Raw genomic sequence first — 14012 nt, 5'->3', positions numbered from 1 at the left:
CACGGCTGATGGCCGGCCACCCGCCGGCCGGGCCGCAGCGGCTGCGCAACTTCGTCGGCGGCGAGTTCGTCGACGGCGGGTCGACGTTCACCAAGGCCAGCCCGGTCACCGGTGCCCCGGTGTTCGAGGTGGTCGAGGCGTCGGCGTCCACGGTGGGCGACGCGGTAGCCGCCGCCCGGGCGGCGCTGCGCGGGCCGTGGGGACGGATGGGGGAGCGCGAGCGCGCCGAGGTGCTGCGCCGGGTCGCCGACGAGCTGGAACGCCGCTTCGACGACCTGGTCACCGCCGAGGTCGCCGACACCGGCAAGTCCATCGCCCAGGCCCGCACGCTGGACATCCCGCGCGGCGCGGCAAACTTCCGGGCGTTCGCGGAGATCGCGGCGACCGCGCCCACCGAGTCGTTCACCACTGTCACCCCGACCGGCGGCCGGGCGCTGAACTACGCGCTGCGCAAGCCGGTCGGCGTGGTCGCGGTGATCGTGCCGTGGAACCTGCCGCTGCTGCTGCTCACCTGGAAGGTCGCCCCGGCACTGGCCTGCGGCAACGCCGTCGTGGTCAAGCCCAGCGAGGAGACTCCCGCCTCGGCGACGGTGCTCGCCGAGGTGATGGCCGCCGCCGGCGTACCGGCCGGGGTGTTCAACCTGGTGCACGGCTTCGGACCGGACTCGGCCGGCGAGCACCTCACCCGCCACCCGGGCGTGGACGCGATCACCTTCACCGGCGAGTCGGCCACCGGCGGCGCCATCATGCGCGCCGCCGCCGACGGCGTGAAGGCGGTCAGCTTCGAACTGGGCGGCAAGAACGCCGGCCTGGCCTTCGCCGACGCCGACCTGGACGCCGCGGTGGCCGGGTCGGTGCGGTCCAGCTTCACCAACGGTGGGCAGGTGTGCCTCTGCACCGAACGCATCTACGTGCAGCGCCCGGTCTTCGAGGAGTTCACGGCCCGGCTGGCGAAGCGGGCCGGTGAGCTGGCGTACGGCTGGCCGACCGACGAGGCCACGGCCACCATGCCGCTGATCTCCCACCAGCACCGGGCGAAGGTGCTCGGCGCGTACGAGCTGGCCCGCTCCGAGGGCGCCGAGGTGCTCACCGGGGGCGGCACGCCCACCTTCGGCGACGCCCGCGACGGCGGGTCGTACGTGCAGCCGACGGTCCTCACCGGGCTGGGCCCGGACGCCCGTACCAACCGGGAGGAGATCTTCGGCCCGGTGGTGCACGTCGCGCCGTTCGACACCGAGGACGAGGCGTACGCGCTCGCCAACGGCACCGAGTACGGCCTGGCTGCGACCGTGTGGACCCGGGACGTGGGTGTCGCGCACCGGGCCGGCGCACGCCTGGACGCGGGGATCGTCTGGGTGAACACGTGGTTCCTGCGTGACCTGCGCACCCCGTTCGGCGGGGTGAAGGCGTCAGGCATCGGTCGTGAGGGCGGCGTGCACTCGCTGAACTTCTACTCCGAACTCACAAACGTCTGCGTGGACCTGTCGTGAGCCCCAGCGAGGGAGCGGGTATGGAAGCTGACATCGAGGCCGCCAACCGGGAGCTGGCCGACGCCCGCAGCACCGGCAAGCCGTGCCCGCCGCTGCGCGGTCGGCTGCTGCCGGAGGGGGACGTCGAGTCCGCGTACCGTGTGCAGCAGCTCCAGGCGCGGGCCTGGCAGGGCCGCGGCGAACGCCGGGTCGGCGCGAAGATCGGGCTGACGTCGCGGGCGGTGCAGGAGATCTTCGGGGTGTTCCAACCGGACTTCGGCATGCTGACCGACGCCATGGCGGTCGGTGACGGGGTCGAGGTGCCCATCGACCGGCTGCTCCAGCCGCGGGTCGAGGCGGAGATCGCGTTCGTGCTCGACAAGGATCTCGCCGACCCGCAGATCACCACAGTCGACCTGATCCGCGCGGTCGACCATGTGCTGCCGGCCATCGAGATCGTCGACTCGCGGATCGCCGGGTGGGACATCTCCATCGTGGACACCGTCGCGGACAACGCCTCCAGCGGGCTCTTCGTGCTCGGCACCACGCCGCGCCGGCTTCCCGCCGTCGACCTGCGGCTGTGCGGGATGGTCCTGGAACACGCCGGTGAGCCGGTCTCGGTGGGCGCGGGAGCGGCCTGCCTGGGCAACCCGCTGCACGCCCTGCACTGGCTGGCGAGCACCCTCGCCCGCGCCGGTGACCCGCTGCGCGCCGGGGACGTGGTGCTCTCCGGGGCGCTCGGCCCGATGGTGCCGGTCACGCCCGGAGCCGCGTACGAGGCACGGATCTCCGGCCTCGGTTCGGTGCGGACCTGCTTCAGCAAGGAGGGCTCGGCATGAGTGTGGGCGTGGCGGTGCTCGGTTCCGGGAACATCGGCACCGACCTGATGATCAAGGTTCTCCGGCTGAGTGACAGCCTGAGGATGGTGGCGATGGCCGGGATCGACCCGGCCTCCGACGGCCTGGCCCGTGCTCGCCGGCTCGGCGTGGCCACCACCGCCGACGGTGTGGACGGGCTGGTCGCGATGCCCGAGTTCGCCGACGTCGAGCTGGTCTTCGACGCCACCTCGGCCGGCGCGCACCGCCGCCACGACGAGGTGCTGCGCGCGCACGGCCGCACCGTCGTCGACCTGACCCCGGCCGCCATCGGCCCGTACGTGGTGCCGCCGGTCAACCTCGACGAGCACCTGCACGAGCCGAACGTCAACATGGTGACCTGCGGCGGGCAGGCGACAGTGCCCATCGTCGCCGCCGTCGGCCGGGTCACCCCGGTGGCGTACGGGGAGATCGTCGCGTCGATCGCGTCGAGGTCGGCCGGTCCGGGCACCCGGGCCAACATCGACGAGTTCACCGAGACCACGGCGCGGGCCATCGAGGTGGTCGGCGGCGCCGAGCGGGGCAAGGCGATCATCGTGTTGAACCCGGCGGACCCGCCGCTGCTGATGCGCGACACCGTCTACTGCCTCTGCCCGGACGTTGACGCCGACCGGGCCGCCATCGCCGCCTCGGTGGCGGACATGGTGGCGACCGTGCAGGAGTACGTCCCCGGCTACCGGCTCAAGCAGGACGTGCAGTTCGACCGCGTCGACACGTACGCGCCGGTGCTGGGCCGGCACATCACCGGCCTTCAGGTGTCGGTCTTCCTGGAGGTCTCCGGTGCGGGTCACTACCTGCCGGCGTACGCCGGGAACCTGGACATCATGACCTCCGCCGCGCTGCGCACCGCGGAGCGGCTGGTCGCCCTGCGCTCGACGGGAGCGGTGGCATGACCGACCTGTACATCCAGGACGTGACGCTGCGCGACGGCATGCACGCCATCGCCCACCGGTACACAGTCGAGCAGGTCCGCACCATCGCCGCCGCGCTGGACGCCGCAGGGGTGGCCGCGATCGAGGTGGCGCACGGCGACGGGCTCGCCGGTTCCAGCGTCAACTACGGCCACGGCGCGGCAAGCGACGCCGAGTGGATCTCCGCCGCCGCCGAGGTGCTCACCACGGCGAAGCTCACCACCCTGCTGCTGCCCGGCATCGGCACGATCGCCGACCTGAAGGCCGCGAAGGCCCTCGGGGTGACAAGCGTCCGGATCGCCACGCACTGCACCGAGGCGGACATCTCCGCCCAGCACATCTCCTGGGCCCGGGAGAACGGCATGGACGTGGCCGGGTTCCTGATGATGTCGCACATGAACGACCCCGCCGGGTTGGCCGGGCAGGCCAAGCTCATGGAGTCGTACGGGGCGCACTGCGTCTACGTCACCGACTCCGGCGGCCGGCTGCTGATGTCCGACGTGGCGCAGCGGGTCGACGCGTACCGGCAGGTCCTCGACGCCGACACGCAGATCGGCATCCACGCCCACCACAACCTGTCGCTCGGCGTCGCCAACAGCGTGCTCGCCGTCGAGCACGGCCGGGTCACCGGGTCCGCGCCGGTCGGCCCCGACGCACCCCACGGCCGGACCGTCCGCGTCGACGCCTCCCTCGCCGGCATGGGCGCGGGCGCCGGCAACGCCCCGCTCGAGGTCTTCGTCGCCGTCGCCGAACTGCACGGCTGGAAGCACGGCTGCGACGTCTTCGCGCTGATGGACGCCGCCGACGACATCGTCCGCCCGTTGCAGGACCGGCCGGTCCAGGTCGATCGGGAGACGCTCTCCCTCGGGTACGCCGGGGTCTACTCCAGCTTCCTGCGGCACGCCGAACGGGCCTCCGCGAAGTACGGGGTGGACGTCCGGTCGATCCTCGTGGAGCTGGGCCGACGCCGGATGGTCGGCGGCCAGGAGGACATGATCGTGGACGTGGCACTCGACCTCGCCGGCAAGGAGCAGGCTGTGAGCGCGAGGAGTGAGCCGGGTTTGCGAGCCCCGCAGTCGCGAACGGAAGGTGGCTCGCTGTGAGCGCGAGGAGTGAGCCGGGTTTGCGAGCCCCGCAGTCGCGAACGGAAGGTGACGCAGCATGATCGGACCGGACATCGCGGGGATCGCCGAGAAGCTGGGCGCGGCAGCCGACACGGCCACCGCGATCCCGCAGCTCGCCGCCGAGACCGGCCTCGACGTGGACGCCGCGTACGCCGTGCAGACCGCCCTCATCCAGCGTCGGGTGGCCGCCGGCGAGCGGCTGGTCGGCCTGAAGATGGGCCTGACCAGCAGGGCGAAGATGGCCCAGGTCGGCGTGGACGAGGTGATCTGGGGGCGGCTCACCAACGCGATGCGGGTGCCCGACGGCGGCACTGTCGACCCGGCCGCGTACATCCATCCCCGGGTCGAGCCGGAGGTCGCGTTCCTGCTGGACCGGCTGCCCGAGCCGGGCGAGCCGGTCGGCGACTTCACCGGCGCGGTCCGCGCCGTCGCCCCGGCCATCGAGCTGATCGACTCCCGGTACGCGGACTTCCGCTTCTCGCTGCCGGACGTGATCGCCGACAACACCTCGGCCGCCGCGTTCGTGATCGGGCCGTGGTCGCCGGTGCCGGCGGGGTTGGACAACCTCGGTGTGCTGCTGGAGGTCGACGGGCGGGTGGCGCAGGTCGGCTCCACGGCGGCGATCCTCGGCGACCCGCGCCGGGCGCTCGACGAGGGCATCCGGCTGGCCGGCCGGCACGGCGTACGCCTCGAATCCGGGTGGGTCTTCCTCGCCGGCGCCGCCACCGCCGCCGTCCCGCTGCGACCCGGTGCGCACGTCCGTGCCGTGGTGGAGAAGCTCGGCACGGCCTCCCTGCGGGCGTCGGCGTGACCGCCCGGGTGGTGGCCGGCAAGGCCGTGCCGCGCGGGGCGTTTCCGCACGTCAAGGTCGCGGGCGGGTTCGTCTTCGTCTCCGGTACGTCGTCGCGGCGGCCGGACAACACCTTCGCCGGTGTGTCGGTCGACGAGTTCGGCACCACCAACCTCGACATCCGGGTGCAGACGCGGGCCGTGATCGAGAACGTCGGCGACCTGCTGCGCTCGGTCGGCGCGGACCTCACCGACCTCGTCCAGGTGACGACGTACCTGGTCAACATGAACGACTTCGGTGGCTACAACGAGGTCTGGGCGGATTTCTTCGACGCGTCCGGGCCGACCCGTACGACGGTGGCGGTGCACCAGTTGCCGCACCCGCACCTGCTCATCGAGATCCAGGCCGTGGCCCTTCTTCCCTCGGGAGGTCAGTCGTGAGTGAGATCGCCGAACCGTTCAGCTTTCCCGGGTGGATCGCGGACAACCAGCACCTGCTCAAGCCGCCGGTCGGCAACAAGGAGATGTTCCCCGGCGGGGACGACTTCATCGTGATGGTGGTGGGCGGGCCCAACCAGCGCACCGACTTCCACGTGGACCCGTATGAGGAGTTCTTCTACCAGGTCAAGGGCAACATGCACATCAACCTGATGACCCCGCAGGGGCCGCGTACGGTGCACGTGCGCGAGGGCCAGATGTGGATGCTGCCGCGCAACACCCCGCACTCGCCGCAGCGCCCCGAGGCCGGCTCGATCGGTGTGGTCGTGGAGCGGGTCCGCGAGGAGGGCACCCTGGAGACCTTCCAGTGGTACTGCCCCGAGTGCGGGCACAAGGTGCACGAGGTGGAGTTGCAGGTCCGCGACATCGCCGCCGACCTGCCGCCGGTGTTCCAGGCGTTCTACGCCGACGAGGCGGCACGTACCTGCGCGAACTGCGGCACCCTGCACCCGGGCAAGGGCTGATGCCGGCAGGCGTGGTCGACGTGCACACGCACGTCGTACCCAAGGGGTGGCCGGACCTCGGCGCGGCGTGCGGCGGGTCCGGTTGGCCGTGGTTGCGGGTGGACTCCGAGCGCGCCGCCATGATCATGGTGGGGGAGACGGAGTTCCGCCCGGTCGGCGCCGAGTGCTGGGACGCGTCGCGCCGCCTGGCCGACATGGACGACGACGGCGTGGCGGTGCAGGTGGTGTCGCCGACGCCGGTCTTCTTCGGCTACGACCGCCCGGCCGACCAGGCCGTGAAGGTCGCCCGGATCTTCAACGACCTGACCCTGGAGGTCACCGCCGCCGGCGGCGACCGACTGGTGCCCTTCTGTCAGGTGCCGTTGCAGGACCCGGACGCCGCCTGCGCCGAACTGGACCGCAGCCTGGCCGCCGGTCACGTCGGCGTGGAGATCGGCAACCACGTCGGCGACCGGGACCTGGACGACGCCGGCGTGGTCACCTTCCTTGCGCACTGCGCCGAGGTGGGGGCACCCGTCTTCGTCCACCCGTGGGACATGCCCGACGGCCCGCGCCTGAACCGTTGGATGGCCCGGTGGCTCACCGGCATGCCCGCCGAGACGCACCTGTCGGTGCTGGCGATGATCCTGGGCGGGGTCTTCGACCGGGTGCCGGAGACGCTGCGGATCTGCTTCGCGCACGGCGGCGGCAGCTTCCCGTTCTGGCTCGGCCGCGCCGACAACGCCTGGCACCGCCGTGGCGACCTGGTCCGTGGCGCGTCCGTCGCCCCGCCCAGCAGCTACGTCGACCGGTTCAGCGTCGACTCGGTGGTCTTCGCCCCACCCGCGCTGCGGCTGCTTGTCGACACCATGGGGGAGGACCGGGTGCTGGTGGGCAGCGACTACCCGTACCCGCTTGGCGAACGCCCGGCCGGCGCGGTCGTCGACGCGGCCGACTTCCTCACCGACGCCCAGCGCGACAAGATCCGATCGACCAACGCCCTGCGCTTCCTGCACGGCTGAGCGTCTCCGACACCAGAGATCTTGGACAGTCCAGTCGGCCGCTGACGGAAACTGTCCAAGATCTACGGGTCGACGGGCCGGAGTGGGTGCGGAGTCCGGCGTGTGTCGGACGCTTGGGGCCCGTCCCAGCGGGCAGGATGAGGGAATGGCCGAGCCGCACGACCTGACCGCGTTGGAGCAGGCCGCCGCGATCGCCCGCGGCGAGCTGACCAGCGTCGACCTGGTCGAGCACTGCCTTGGCCGGGTGGCCGCGCTCGGCGACACCGTGGGCGCGTTCGTCACCGTCACCGAGGACCTCGCCCGGCAGGCCGCACGCGCCGCCGACGCGGTGCCGGCCGAGGAGCGCGGCCCGCTGCACGGCGTGCCGACCGCGATCAAGGACCTGACGCTCACCGCCGGTATCCGCACCACCTTCGGTTCGGCGGCCTTCGCCGACTTCGTGCCACCCGTCGACGCCGACGTGGTCCGGTTCATCAAGGCCGCCGGCCTGGTCAGCCTCGGCAAGACCACCACGTCGGAGTTGGGCTGCTCCCTCTACTCGGAGGGCCGGGTCGCGCCGCCGGCCCGCAACCCGTGGCAGCTGGCGTACACCGCCGGTGGGTCCAGCGGCGGCGCGGCGGCGGCGGTCGCGGCCGGCCTCGTCCCGGTCGCCCAGGGCTCCGACGGCGGCGGCTCGCTGCGCATCCCGGCGTCGCTCTGTGGCCTGGTCGGCTACAAGCCCAGCCGCGGCCTCGTCTCCGGCGGGCCGGTCGGCTCCGGCGCGTTCGGGCTGCCCACCAGCGGCCCGCTCGGGCGGACCGTCACCGACGTCGCGGCGCTGCTCGACGTCATGGCCGTGCCGGTGCCGGGCGAGCCCTACCTGTCGCCGCCCGCCCCACCCGGCGGCTACCTGGCCGCCGCCCGCGGCGCCGAGCCCGGTCGACTGCGGATCGGTCGGTTCACCGCCCCGATGCTCGCCGACGAGCCCGTCCACCCCGACTGCGTCGCCGCCGTGGACCGGGCCGCCGCGCTGCTCACCGCGGCCGGCCACGAGGTGGTCGAGGTGCCACCGCCGCTCGGCCCGGACGCATGGCCGCTGTTCGAGATCATCTGGTACGTGCTGGCGCTCACCCCGGTGCCCCCGCAGCGGGAGGCGGAACTGCTGCCGCTGACCCGGCTGCTGCGCGCCCGTGGCGCCGACGTCTCCGCCGGCACGCTTGCCGCCACCCTCGGCGAGTTGCAGGCCCAGGTCCGCCTCGGCGCCCGCCGCACCGCCGGCTGCGACCTGCTGCTCTGCCCCACCCTGGCCGCCCCGCAGGCGCCGGTGGGCTGGTTCACCGCCGACGGTGACCCGGCGGCCGACTTCGACAGGCAACGCCGGTTCTCGCCCTACTGCGCCATCTTCAACGTCACCGGCGATCCCTCCGTCTCCCTGCCGCTGGGCGCCACCACCGACGGCCTGCCCGTCGGGGTGCTGCTCACCGGCCGGTACGGCGACGACGCGCGGCTCATCGCGACCGCTGCGCAACTGGAGAACTCCAGTGGCGGATGGGATCGGCACCCCGCAATCTGGCGGGCCGTCGACTCCGCTAACGTGAATGGAGACGGAGTCGACAGGTCGACGTCATGATCGTCCATCCGACCCGATTGTTCGAGGTCCTTCTTCCGCCTGGGGGCGTTCGGATTGTCTGTTACCGAGACGTTGCTGATCTTCGTCGGCATCCCGGCGGCCGCGGTGCTGGTCATCGCCGGCCTCGCGTACGCGGGTAGCCGCGGTGGCGCCACCGGCGGTGGCGGTGGCGCGAAGCGCTACCGGCCGGGCCGACCCTTCGACTTCACGCCGGTGTGGTTCCTGGGCCGCCCGGAGCAGCTGGCCGACTCGGCCGGCACCGCGCTGACCGCGGGCGCGCAGGCGCCCGCGCTGACCAGCCACAAGCTTGAGCAGGCCAGCGTCGAGGCGCCGGCCGGGGGAACCGGAGGCGCAAGTGACCGTTGGTGAGAAGCAGGCCGGGACGGAAAATCCGCCCGAGGTGCTCGACGGGCCGTTCTCGACCCGTCAGCTGCTGCGCATCGACGAAGCCCTGCGACTGGCCGACCAGGGCACCGGCCTCGTGTTCTCGGTGTTCGTCGGCGGCCTCGACGAGCCGATCCGTGAACACGCCCAGCGGCTGCACCGCCAGCTCGCCGACCCCGACAAGTCGGTGCTGATCGCGGTGTCGCCCAACCAGCGCCAGTTGGAGATCATCACCGGTCGGCACGCGCGCAAGCGCATCCCCGACACGTACGCCAAGCTGGCCGCGCTCTCCATGGCCGGCGCGTTCAGCGGCGGTGACCTGGCCGGCGGCATCATCAACGGCCTCGACCAGCTCGCCAGCCACGCCGGCAAGGGCTGAGCACCTCCTCGTCCGAGGAGCCCGGCCCGCCGGCGTCCACGCTGCACCGACGCCGCGCTGCGCCAAGTGCCGCGCCGGCGTCCGCGCCGCACCACGCAAGATCGTGCTCGATCCAGGAAATAGGGGCCTCAGTCGCGACTGAGGCCCCTATTTCCATGTTCGAGCACGATCTTCAGCGGCGGGGCCCAGGGCCGGCGTGCGCGACCGGCCCGGGATGCGGCCGCACCGCGGCGGTGGCCCTTGCCGGCGCGTGCGACGGCGGGGATGCGGCGCACCGGCGGGGGCCTTGACCGCCGCGTGCGACGGCCCGGGGTGCGGCCGCACCGTCGCGGGCCCCGACCGGCGCGCGTGACGGTGCGAGGCGGCCTCGCCCCGGGGGCCGGCAGGGGCTGAGACCCGCGCCGGACCCGGGGACGGGTACCGCTGGTCAGTTCTGCTGCGCGTCCTTCGCCCGGGCCCGCAGCGCCCGCACCACGCCGTCGCGGCCCTCGGCGACCAGCCGGCGCAGCGGAGCGGGGTGCCCGTCCTCGGCCAGCCACGCGTCAGTGGCCGCCACCGTGTCGTCCTCCACCAGGTACATCGGGTACGCGGCCTGGGCGAACTCCTGCGCCGGCTCGCTGTCCCGGGTGGCCCACACCTGCCCGACCACCTCGAAGTACCGCTCCCGGTACGGTGCGACCAACTCGACCTGGGCGGGGTGGGCGAAACCCTGCAACAGCGCCCGGTTCCGCCAGTTGGGCAGCGCGTCGGGGCCGGTCAGCAACGCCCACACGGCGGCCTTGTTCTCCGCCGTCGGCACCAGCGCGTGCGCGTACGCGGCTTCCCGTTCGCCGCTGGCGGTACGGTCACCGGCGAGCTCGGCCTCGATCTCGGCCGGTTCGGCGGCGCCGTTGGCCACCAGCGCGCCGAGGACCGTCCACCGCAGCTCCGTGTCCACGGTCAGGCCAGCCGGCGCGCCGGTGCCGTCCAGCCAGCCGCGCAGTGTCGCCAGGTCTTCCTCGGAGCGGGCCGCCGAGGCGAACGCGCGGGCCCAGGCCAGCTGGAAACCGCTGCCCGGTTCGGCGACGGCAAGCGTGTCGCGGGCCGTACGGGCCAGGTCGGCCCAGCCGGTCGGCGCCCAGTCCGCGTCGGCGTACACGATGAGGGCCGAGGTCGCCTGCCGCAGCGCGGCGGTGACCAGGTTGATCTCGGTCTCCGCGGGCAGTCCGCTCAGCGTCAGCGCCACGTAGTCCCGCGCGGACAATTCGGCGTCGCGGGTCATGTCCCAGGCGGCGGTCCAGCACAACGCACGGGCCAGCGACGACTCGAAACCACCGATGTGCTGCACCACGGTGGCCATCGACCGGTCGTCGAGGCGCAGCTTGGCGTAGGTCAGGTCGTCGTCGTTGAGCAGCAGCACGTCGGCGGCGCGGACGCCGCGCAGCTCCGGCAGTTCGGTTCGTTCGCCGGTCACGTCCGCCTCGTACCGCTCGCGGCGGACCAGCCGCCCGTCGGTCAGGTCGTACAGGCCCACGCCGATCCGGTGCGTCCGCAGCGTCGGGTAGTCGGCTGGCGCCTCCTGCCGGACCGCCACCTGCTCGTACGTGCCGTCCGCGCCGATCGTCACCTCCGGGCGCAGCGTGTTGACCTGTGCGGTCTCCAGCCACTGTGACGCGAACTTGCGCAGCTCCCGGCCGGATGCCGTCTCCAGTTCGGTGAGCAGGTCGTCGAAGGTGGCGTTGCCCCAGGCGTGCTTGCCGAAGTAGGCCCGCAGGCCGGCGAGGAACGGCTCCTCACCCACGTACGCCACGAGCTGCTTGAGCACGCTCGCGCCCTTGGCGTAGGTGATGCCGTCGAAGTTGACCTCCACGGCCTCCATGTCCGGCATGTCGGTGTAGACGGGGTGGGTGGAGGAGAGCTGGTCCTGCCGGTAGCCCCAGTTCTTGCGGATGGACAGGAACGTCGTCCAGGCCTCGGTGAACCGGGTGGTTCTGCTGTTGCACCAGTGGCTGGCCCACTCGGCGAACGACTCGTTCAGCCACAGGTCGTTCCACCAGCGCATGGTGACCAGGTCACCGAACCACATGTGGGCCATCTCGTGCAGGATCGTGTTGGCCCGCTGCTCGTACTCGAAGTCGGTGACCTGTGAGCGGTACAGGTAGGACGACTCGGCGTGCGTGACGCAGCCGAAGTTCTCCATCGCGCCGGCGTTGAAGTCCGGAACCCAGAGCTGGTCGTACTTCGGCAGCGGGTAGCGCACCCCGAACTTCTCGTTGAAGAAGTCGAAGCCCTGCCGGGTGATCAGGAACAGGTCGTCGGGGTCCAGGTATTGGGCCATCGACGCCCGGCAGAACAACCCCATGTCGATGCCGTCATGGCTGTCGCGCACCTCGTGGTACGGCCCGGCGCAGAGCGCCGTGATGTAGGTGCTCATCCGGGGCGACTCGGCGAAGTGCACAGTCTTCAGCCCCTCACCGGCGGCGTCCTCGGCGCGTACCGGCATGTTGGACACCACCCGCCAGTGCGCCGGCACCGTCGCGTGCCAGGTGTAGACGCTCTTGAGGTCGGGCTGGTCGAAGCAGGCGTACACCCGCTGCGCGTCGGCCGTCTCGAACTGGCTGTAGAGGTACGTCTCGCCGTCCACCGGGTCGACCGTGCGGTGCAGCCCCTGCCCGCTGTTGGAGTAGGCGAAGTCCGCGTCGACCACAAGCGTGTTGTCGCCCTGCAGCCCGGTCAGGGTCAGGCCCTTCTCGGCCGACCAGTCGGAGAGGTCGACGGGGGTGCCGTTGAGCGTGGCGGTACGCACCGACTCGGCGGCCAGCTCGATGAACGTGCTCGCGCCGGGCTCGGCGCACCGGAACCGCACCTCAGTCGTCGACCGGAAGGTGCGGCCGTCCGCCGCCAGCACGGCGGTCGACAGGTCCAGACTGATGTCGTACCCGGTCACTTCGACCAGGTGCGCCCGTTCGGTGGCCTCGACCTGCGTCAGGTTGCGGACTCCCGGCACTGTTCGTCTCCATCCCACATCTCGCCGTACGCCCGGCGGCGCCCGTCTGCCCAGCCGCTGGTGGCGGCGGTCCGGAACCGAGTCTTCCATGGCGGTGTGGGCGGCGGTGGCCGAGGTCACGGTCCGATTCGGGTGCCGCATGACGGGACGCGGGGTGAAGATTCCCCCAGACGCCGGATCGCCGGCGTAACCCCGCCGCGAAGGGATCTCACCGTGACCGATCGCGTCACCGCCGACATGTGGTTCGACCCGGCCTGCCCGTGGGCGTGGATCACGTCCCGCTGGCTGCTCGAGGTGGAGCAGGTTCGTGCCGTGGACATCCGCTTCCACGTGATGAGCCTGGCCGTGCTCAACGACGGCCGGGACGAGCTGCCCGAGGAGTACAAGGAGTTCCTGAAGACCGCCTGGGGGCCGGTGCGGATCTGCATCGCCGCCGAGCAGCGGTACGGAACCGACGTCCTGCGCCCGCTCTACACGGCGCTGGGCACCCGGATCCACCTTGGCAAGGAGGAGCGGGGGCGCGAGCTGTACGTGGCCGCGTTGACCGACGCCGGCCTGGACCCGGCGTTGGCCGAGGCGGCCGACAGCACCGAGTACGACGAGGCGCTGCGGGCCAGCCACGAGGCGGGCATGCGCCCGGTCGGGCAGGACGTCGGCACCCCGGTCGTGCACGCGCCCGGCCCGGACGGCAGCCCTGTCGCGTTCTTCGGCCCGGTGATCACGCCCGCTCCGAAGGGCGAGGCCGCCGGCCGGCTCTGGGACGGCGTCCTGCTGGTGGCCGGCACCCCCGGCTTCTACGAGCTCAAGCGCACCCGCGAGCTGGGGCCGATCTTCGACTGAGTTTCGCGTGCACGCGCCCCCGTCCGGACACCGTCGGCTGCCCGGGCGGGGGCGCGTCGTGTCGGACGCCGGGTGCGGCTGCGGGGGCCGGAGGCGGTCGCGGCGTCACCGGTGGGCGGGCGGCGTCGTTTCCCTCGGTGTCCGCCGCAGCGACCCGCAGGGCCGCACCCGCAGCTCGTGGAGGCTTTCCCGATGGCCAAGCACCGTGCGTCAGGTGACGATCAGCTGACCCGGCAGGGGGTGATCGAGACTCCCGACGCGGCCTACTGGTCGGTCGACGACTCCCGCTGGCCGGCGGTCCGCCCCGACCTTCCCGCCCATGTGGTGGACCTGCTCGCACCGCCGATCGTGGTCGGTGTGGCCCGGGTTCCGGTCACGTCCCGCCTGACCCCGCCCGCCGACGACGTGTCGGCCGACGTCCCGACACCCGTGGTGGCTCCCACGCCGCCGACGGTGCCGGCCCTCGCGTCCGTACCGTCGGATCCGGTTCCGCCGTCGGCGGCCGCGCCGGCCGAACCCGCGCCGCCGCCGCCCGCGCCGGCGCCTCCGCGGCCGGTGCCGACGCCGCCGCTGAACCCGCGTCCCGTGCCGGCGCCACCCCCCGAGCGTCCCGTGCCGGGGCCGCCCGTACGCTCAACATCCATGACCGCCGAGCAGCTGATCTCCTTCGCCCGTGGGGCTCC

At 72.6% G+C, this 14012-nt stretch carries 14 protein-coding genes; 13 read left to right on the top strand and 1 reads right to left on the bottom strand.

The window, feature by feature from the left end; all coding sequences use genetic code 11:
- Nucleotides 1-8 precede the first annotated feature (8 nt).
- From ABZS77_RS14320 to ABZS77_RS14270, 11 genes are all read left to right on the top strand, one after another.
- Nucleotides 9-1490, top strand: a complete 1482-nt coding sequence (locus ABZS77_RS14320) for a 2-hydroxymuconic semialdehyde dehydrogenase (RefSeq protein ID WP_354822748.1) — start codon at nucleotides 9-11, stop codon at nucleotides 1488-1490.
- A gap of 20 nt (nucleotides 1491-1510) precedes the next feature.
- Nucleotides 1511-2308, top strand: coding sequence for a fumarylacetoacetate hydrolase family protein (locus ABZS77_RS14315; RefSeq protein ID WP_354822479.1), 798 nt, complete (start codon nucleotides 1511-1513; stop codon nucleotides 2306-2308).
- Nucleotides 2305-3237: an acetaldehyde dehydrogenase (acetylating) gene (locus ABZS77_RS14310; protein ID WP_354822477.1), complete on the top strand. Its 933-nt coding sequence runs from the start codon at nucleotides 2305-2307 to the stop codon at nucleotides 3235-3237. Before ABZS77_RS14315 ends, ABZS77_RS14310 begins: the two co-directional genes overlap by 4 nt.
- The gene (gene dmpG / locus ABZS77_RS14305; RefSeq protein WP_354822475.1) at nucleotides 3234-4358 is read left to right on the top strand and encodes a 4-hydroxy-2-oxovalerate aldolase; all 1125 of its coding nucleotides are present in this window, start codon (nucleotides 3234-3236) and stop codon (nucleotides 4356-4358) included. Before ABZS77_RS14310 ends, dmpG begins: the two co-directional genes overlap by 4 nt.
- 58 nt (nucleotides 4359-4416) lie before the next feature.
- Nucleotides 4417-5190: a fumarylacetoacetate hydrolase family protein gene (locus ABZS77_RS14300; protein ID WP_354822473.1), complete on the top strand. Its 774-nt coding sequence runs from the start codon at nucleotides 4417-4419 to the stop codon at nucleotides 5188-5190.
- Nucleotides 5187-5609, top strand: coding sequence for a RidA family protein (locus ABZS77_RS14295; RefSeq protein WP_354822471.1), 423 nt, complete (start codon nucleotides 5187-5189; stop codon nucleotides 5607-5609). The genes ABZS77_RS14300 and ABZS77_RS14295 overlap by 4 nt, the downstream gene beginning before the upstream one ends.
- Complete coding sequence (locus tag ABZS77_RS14290; RefSeq protein ID WP_354822469.1) at nucleotides 5606-6130, top strand: 3-hydroxyanthranilate 3,4-dioxygenase; 525 nt, start codon at nucleotides 5606-5608, stop codon at nucleotides 6128-6130. Before ABZS77_RS14295 ends, ABZS77_RS14290 begins: the two co-directional genes overlap by 4 nt.
- Nucleotides 6130-7131, top strand: coding sequence for an amidohydrolase family protein (locus ABZS77_RS14285; protein WP_354822467.1), 1002 nt, complete (start codon nucleotides 6130-6132; stop codon nucleotides 7129-7131). The genes ABZS77_RS14290 and ABZS77_RS14285 overlap by 1 nt, the downstream gene beginning before the upstream one ends.
- A 145-nt stretch (nucleotides 7132-7276) precedes the next feature.
- Entirely contained in the window at nucleotides 7277-8740 is a 1464-nt protein-coding gene (locus tag ABZS77_RS14280; protein ID WP_354822465.1) for an amidase, read from the top strand.
- A gap of 72 nt (nucleotides 8741-8812) precedes the next feature.
- Nucleotides 8813-9109, top strand: a complete 297-nt coding sequence (locus tag ABZS77_RS14275) for a hypothetical protein (RefSeq protein ID WP_139587324.1) — start codon at nucleotides 8813-8815, stop codon at nucleotides 9107-9109.
- Nucleotides 9096-9503, top strand: coding sequence for a DUF5130 family protein (locus tag ABZS77_RS14270; RefSeq protein ID WP_354822463.1), 408 nt, complete (start codon nucleotides 9096-9098; stop codon nucleotides 9501-9503). The genes ABZS77_RS14275 and ABZS77_RS14270 overlap by 14 nt, the downstream gene beginning before the upstream one ends.
- A gap of 427 nt (nucleotides 9504-9930) precedes the next feature.
- Here the strand turns inward: ABZS77_RS14270 and pepN are convergent, their stop codons facing one another.
- On the bottom strand, nucleotides 9931-12489 hold the full coding sequence (gene pepN / locus ABZS77_RS14265; protein ID WP_354822461.1) for an aminopeptidase N: 2559 nt from the start codon (nucleotides 12487-12489) through the stop codon (nucleotides 9931-9933).
- Nucleotides 12490-12702: 213 nt separating this feature from the next.
- On the opposite strand from pepN, the gene ABZS77_RS14260 reads away from it, so the two are divergent.
- Complete coding sequence (locus ABZS77_RS14260) at nucleotides 12703-13329, top strand: disulfide bond formation protein DsbA (RefSeq protein ID WP_354822459.1); 627 nt, start codon at nucleotides 12703-12705, stop codon at nucleotides 13327-13329.
- Between the two features lie 192 nt (nucleotides 13330-13521).
- Nucleotides 13522-14012 (top strand): hypothetical protein (locus tag ABZS77_RS14255; protein WP_354822457.1); only part of this gene is annotated, 491 nt, incomplete at its 3' end.

This window comes from Micromonospora sp. NPDC005298 (genome assembly GCF_040607375.1).
Lineage (GTDB): Bacteria > Actinomycetota > Actinomycetes > Mycobacteriales > Micromonosporaceae > Micromonospora.
The sequence above is the reverse complement of the archived record's forward strand: the minus strand, read 5'-3'. Positions and strand labels throughout refer to the sequence as shown.

Bases quoted from the DNA above. Each gene is read 5' to 3' on its own strand.
- ABZS77_RS14320 (WP_354822748.1), top strand. From the start codon at position 9: ATGGCCGGCCACCCGCCGGCCGGGCCGCAGCGGCTGCGCAACTTCGTC.
- ABZS77_RS14315 (WP_354822479.1), top strand. From the start codon at position 1,511: ATGGAAGCTGACATCGAGGCCGCCAACCGGGAGCTGGCCGACGCCCGC.
- ABZS77_RS14310 (WP_354822477.1), top strand. From the start codon at position 2,305: ATGAGTGTGGGCGTGGCGGTGCTCGGTTCCGGGAACATCGGCACCGAC.
- dmpG (WP_354822475.1), top strand. From the start codon at position 3,234: ATGACCGACCTGTACATCCAGGACGTGACGCTGCGCGACGGCATGCAC.
- ABZS77_RS14300 (WP_354822473.1), top strand. From the start codon at position 4,417: ATGATCGGACCGGACATCGCGGGGATCGCCGAGAAGCTGGGCGCGGCA.
- ABZS77_RS14285 (WP_354822467.1), top strand. From the start codon at position 6,130: ATGCCGGCAGGCGTGGTCGACGTGCACACGCACGTCGTACCCAAGGGG.
- ABZS77_RS14280 (WP_354822465.1), top strand. From the start codon at position 7,277: ATGGCCGAGCCGCACGACCTGACCGCGTTGGAGCAGGCCGCCGCGATC.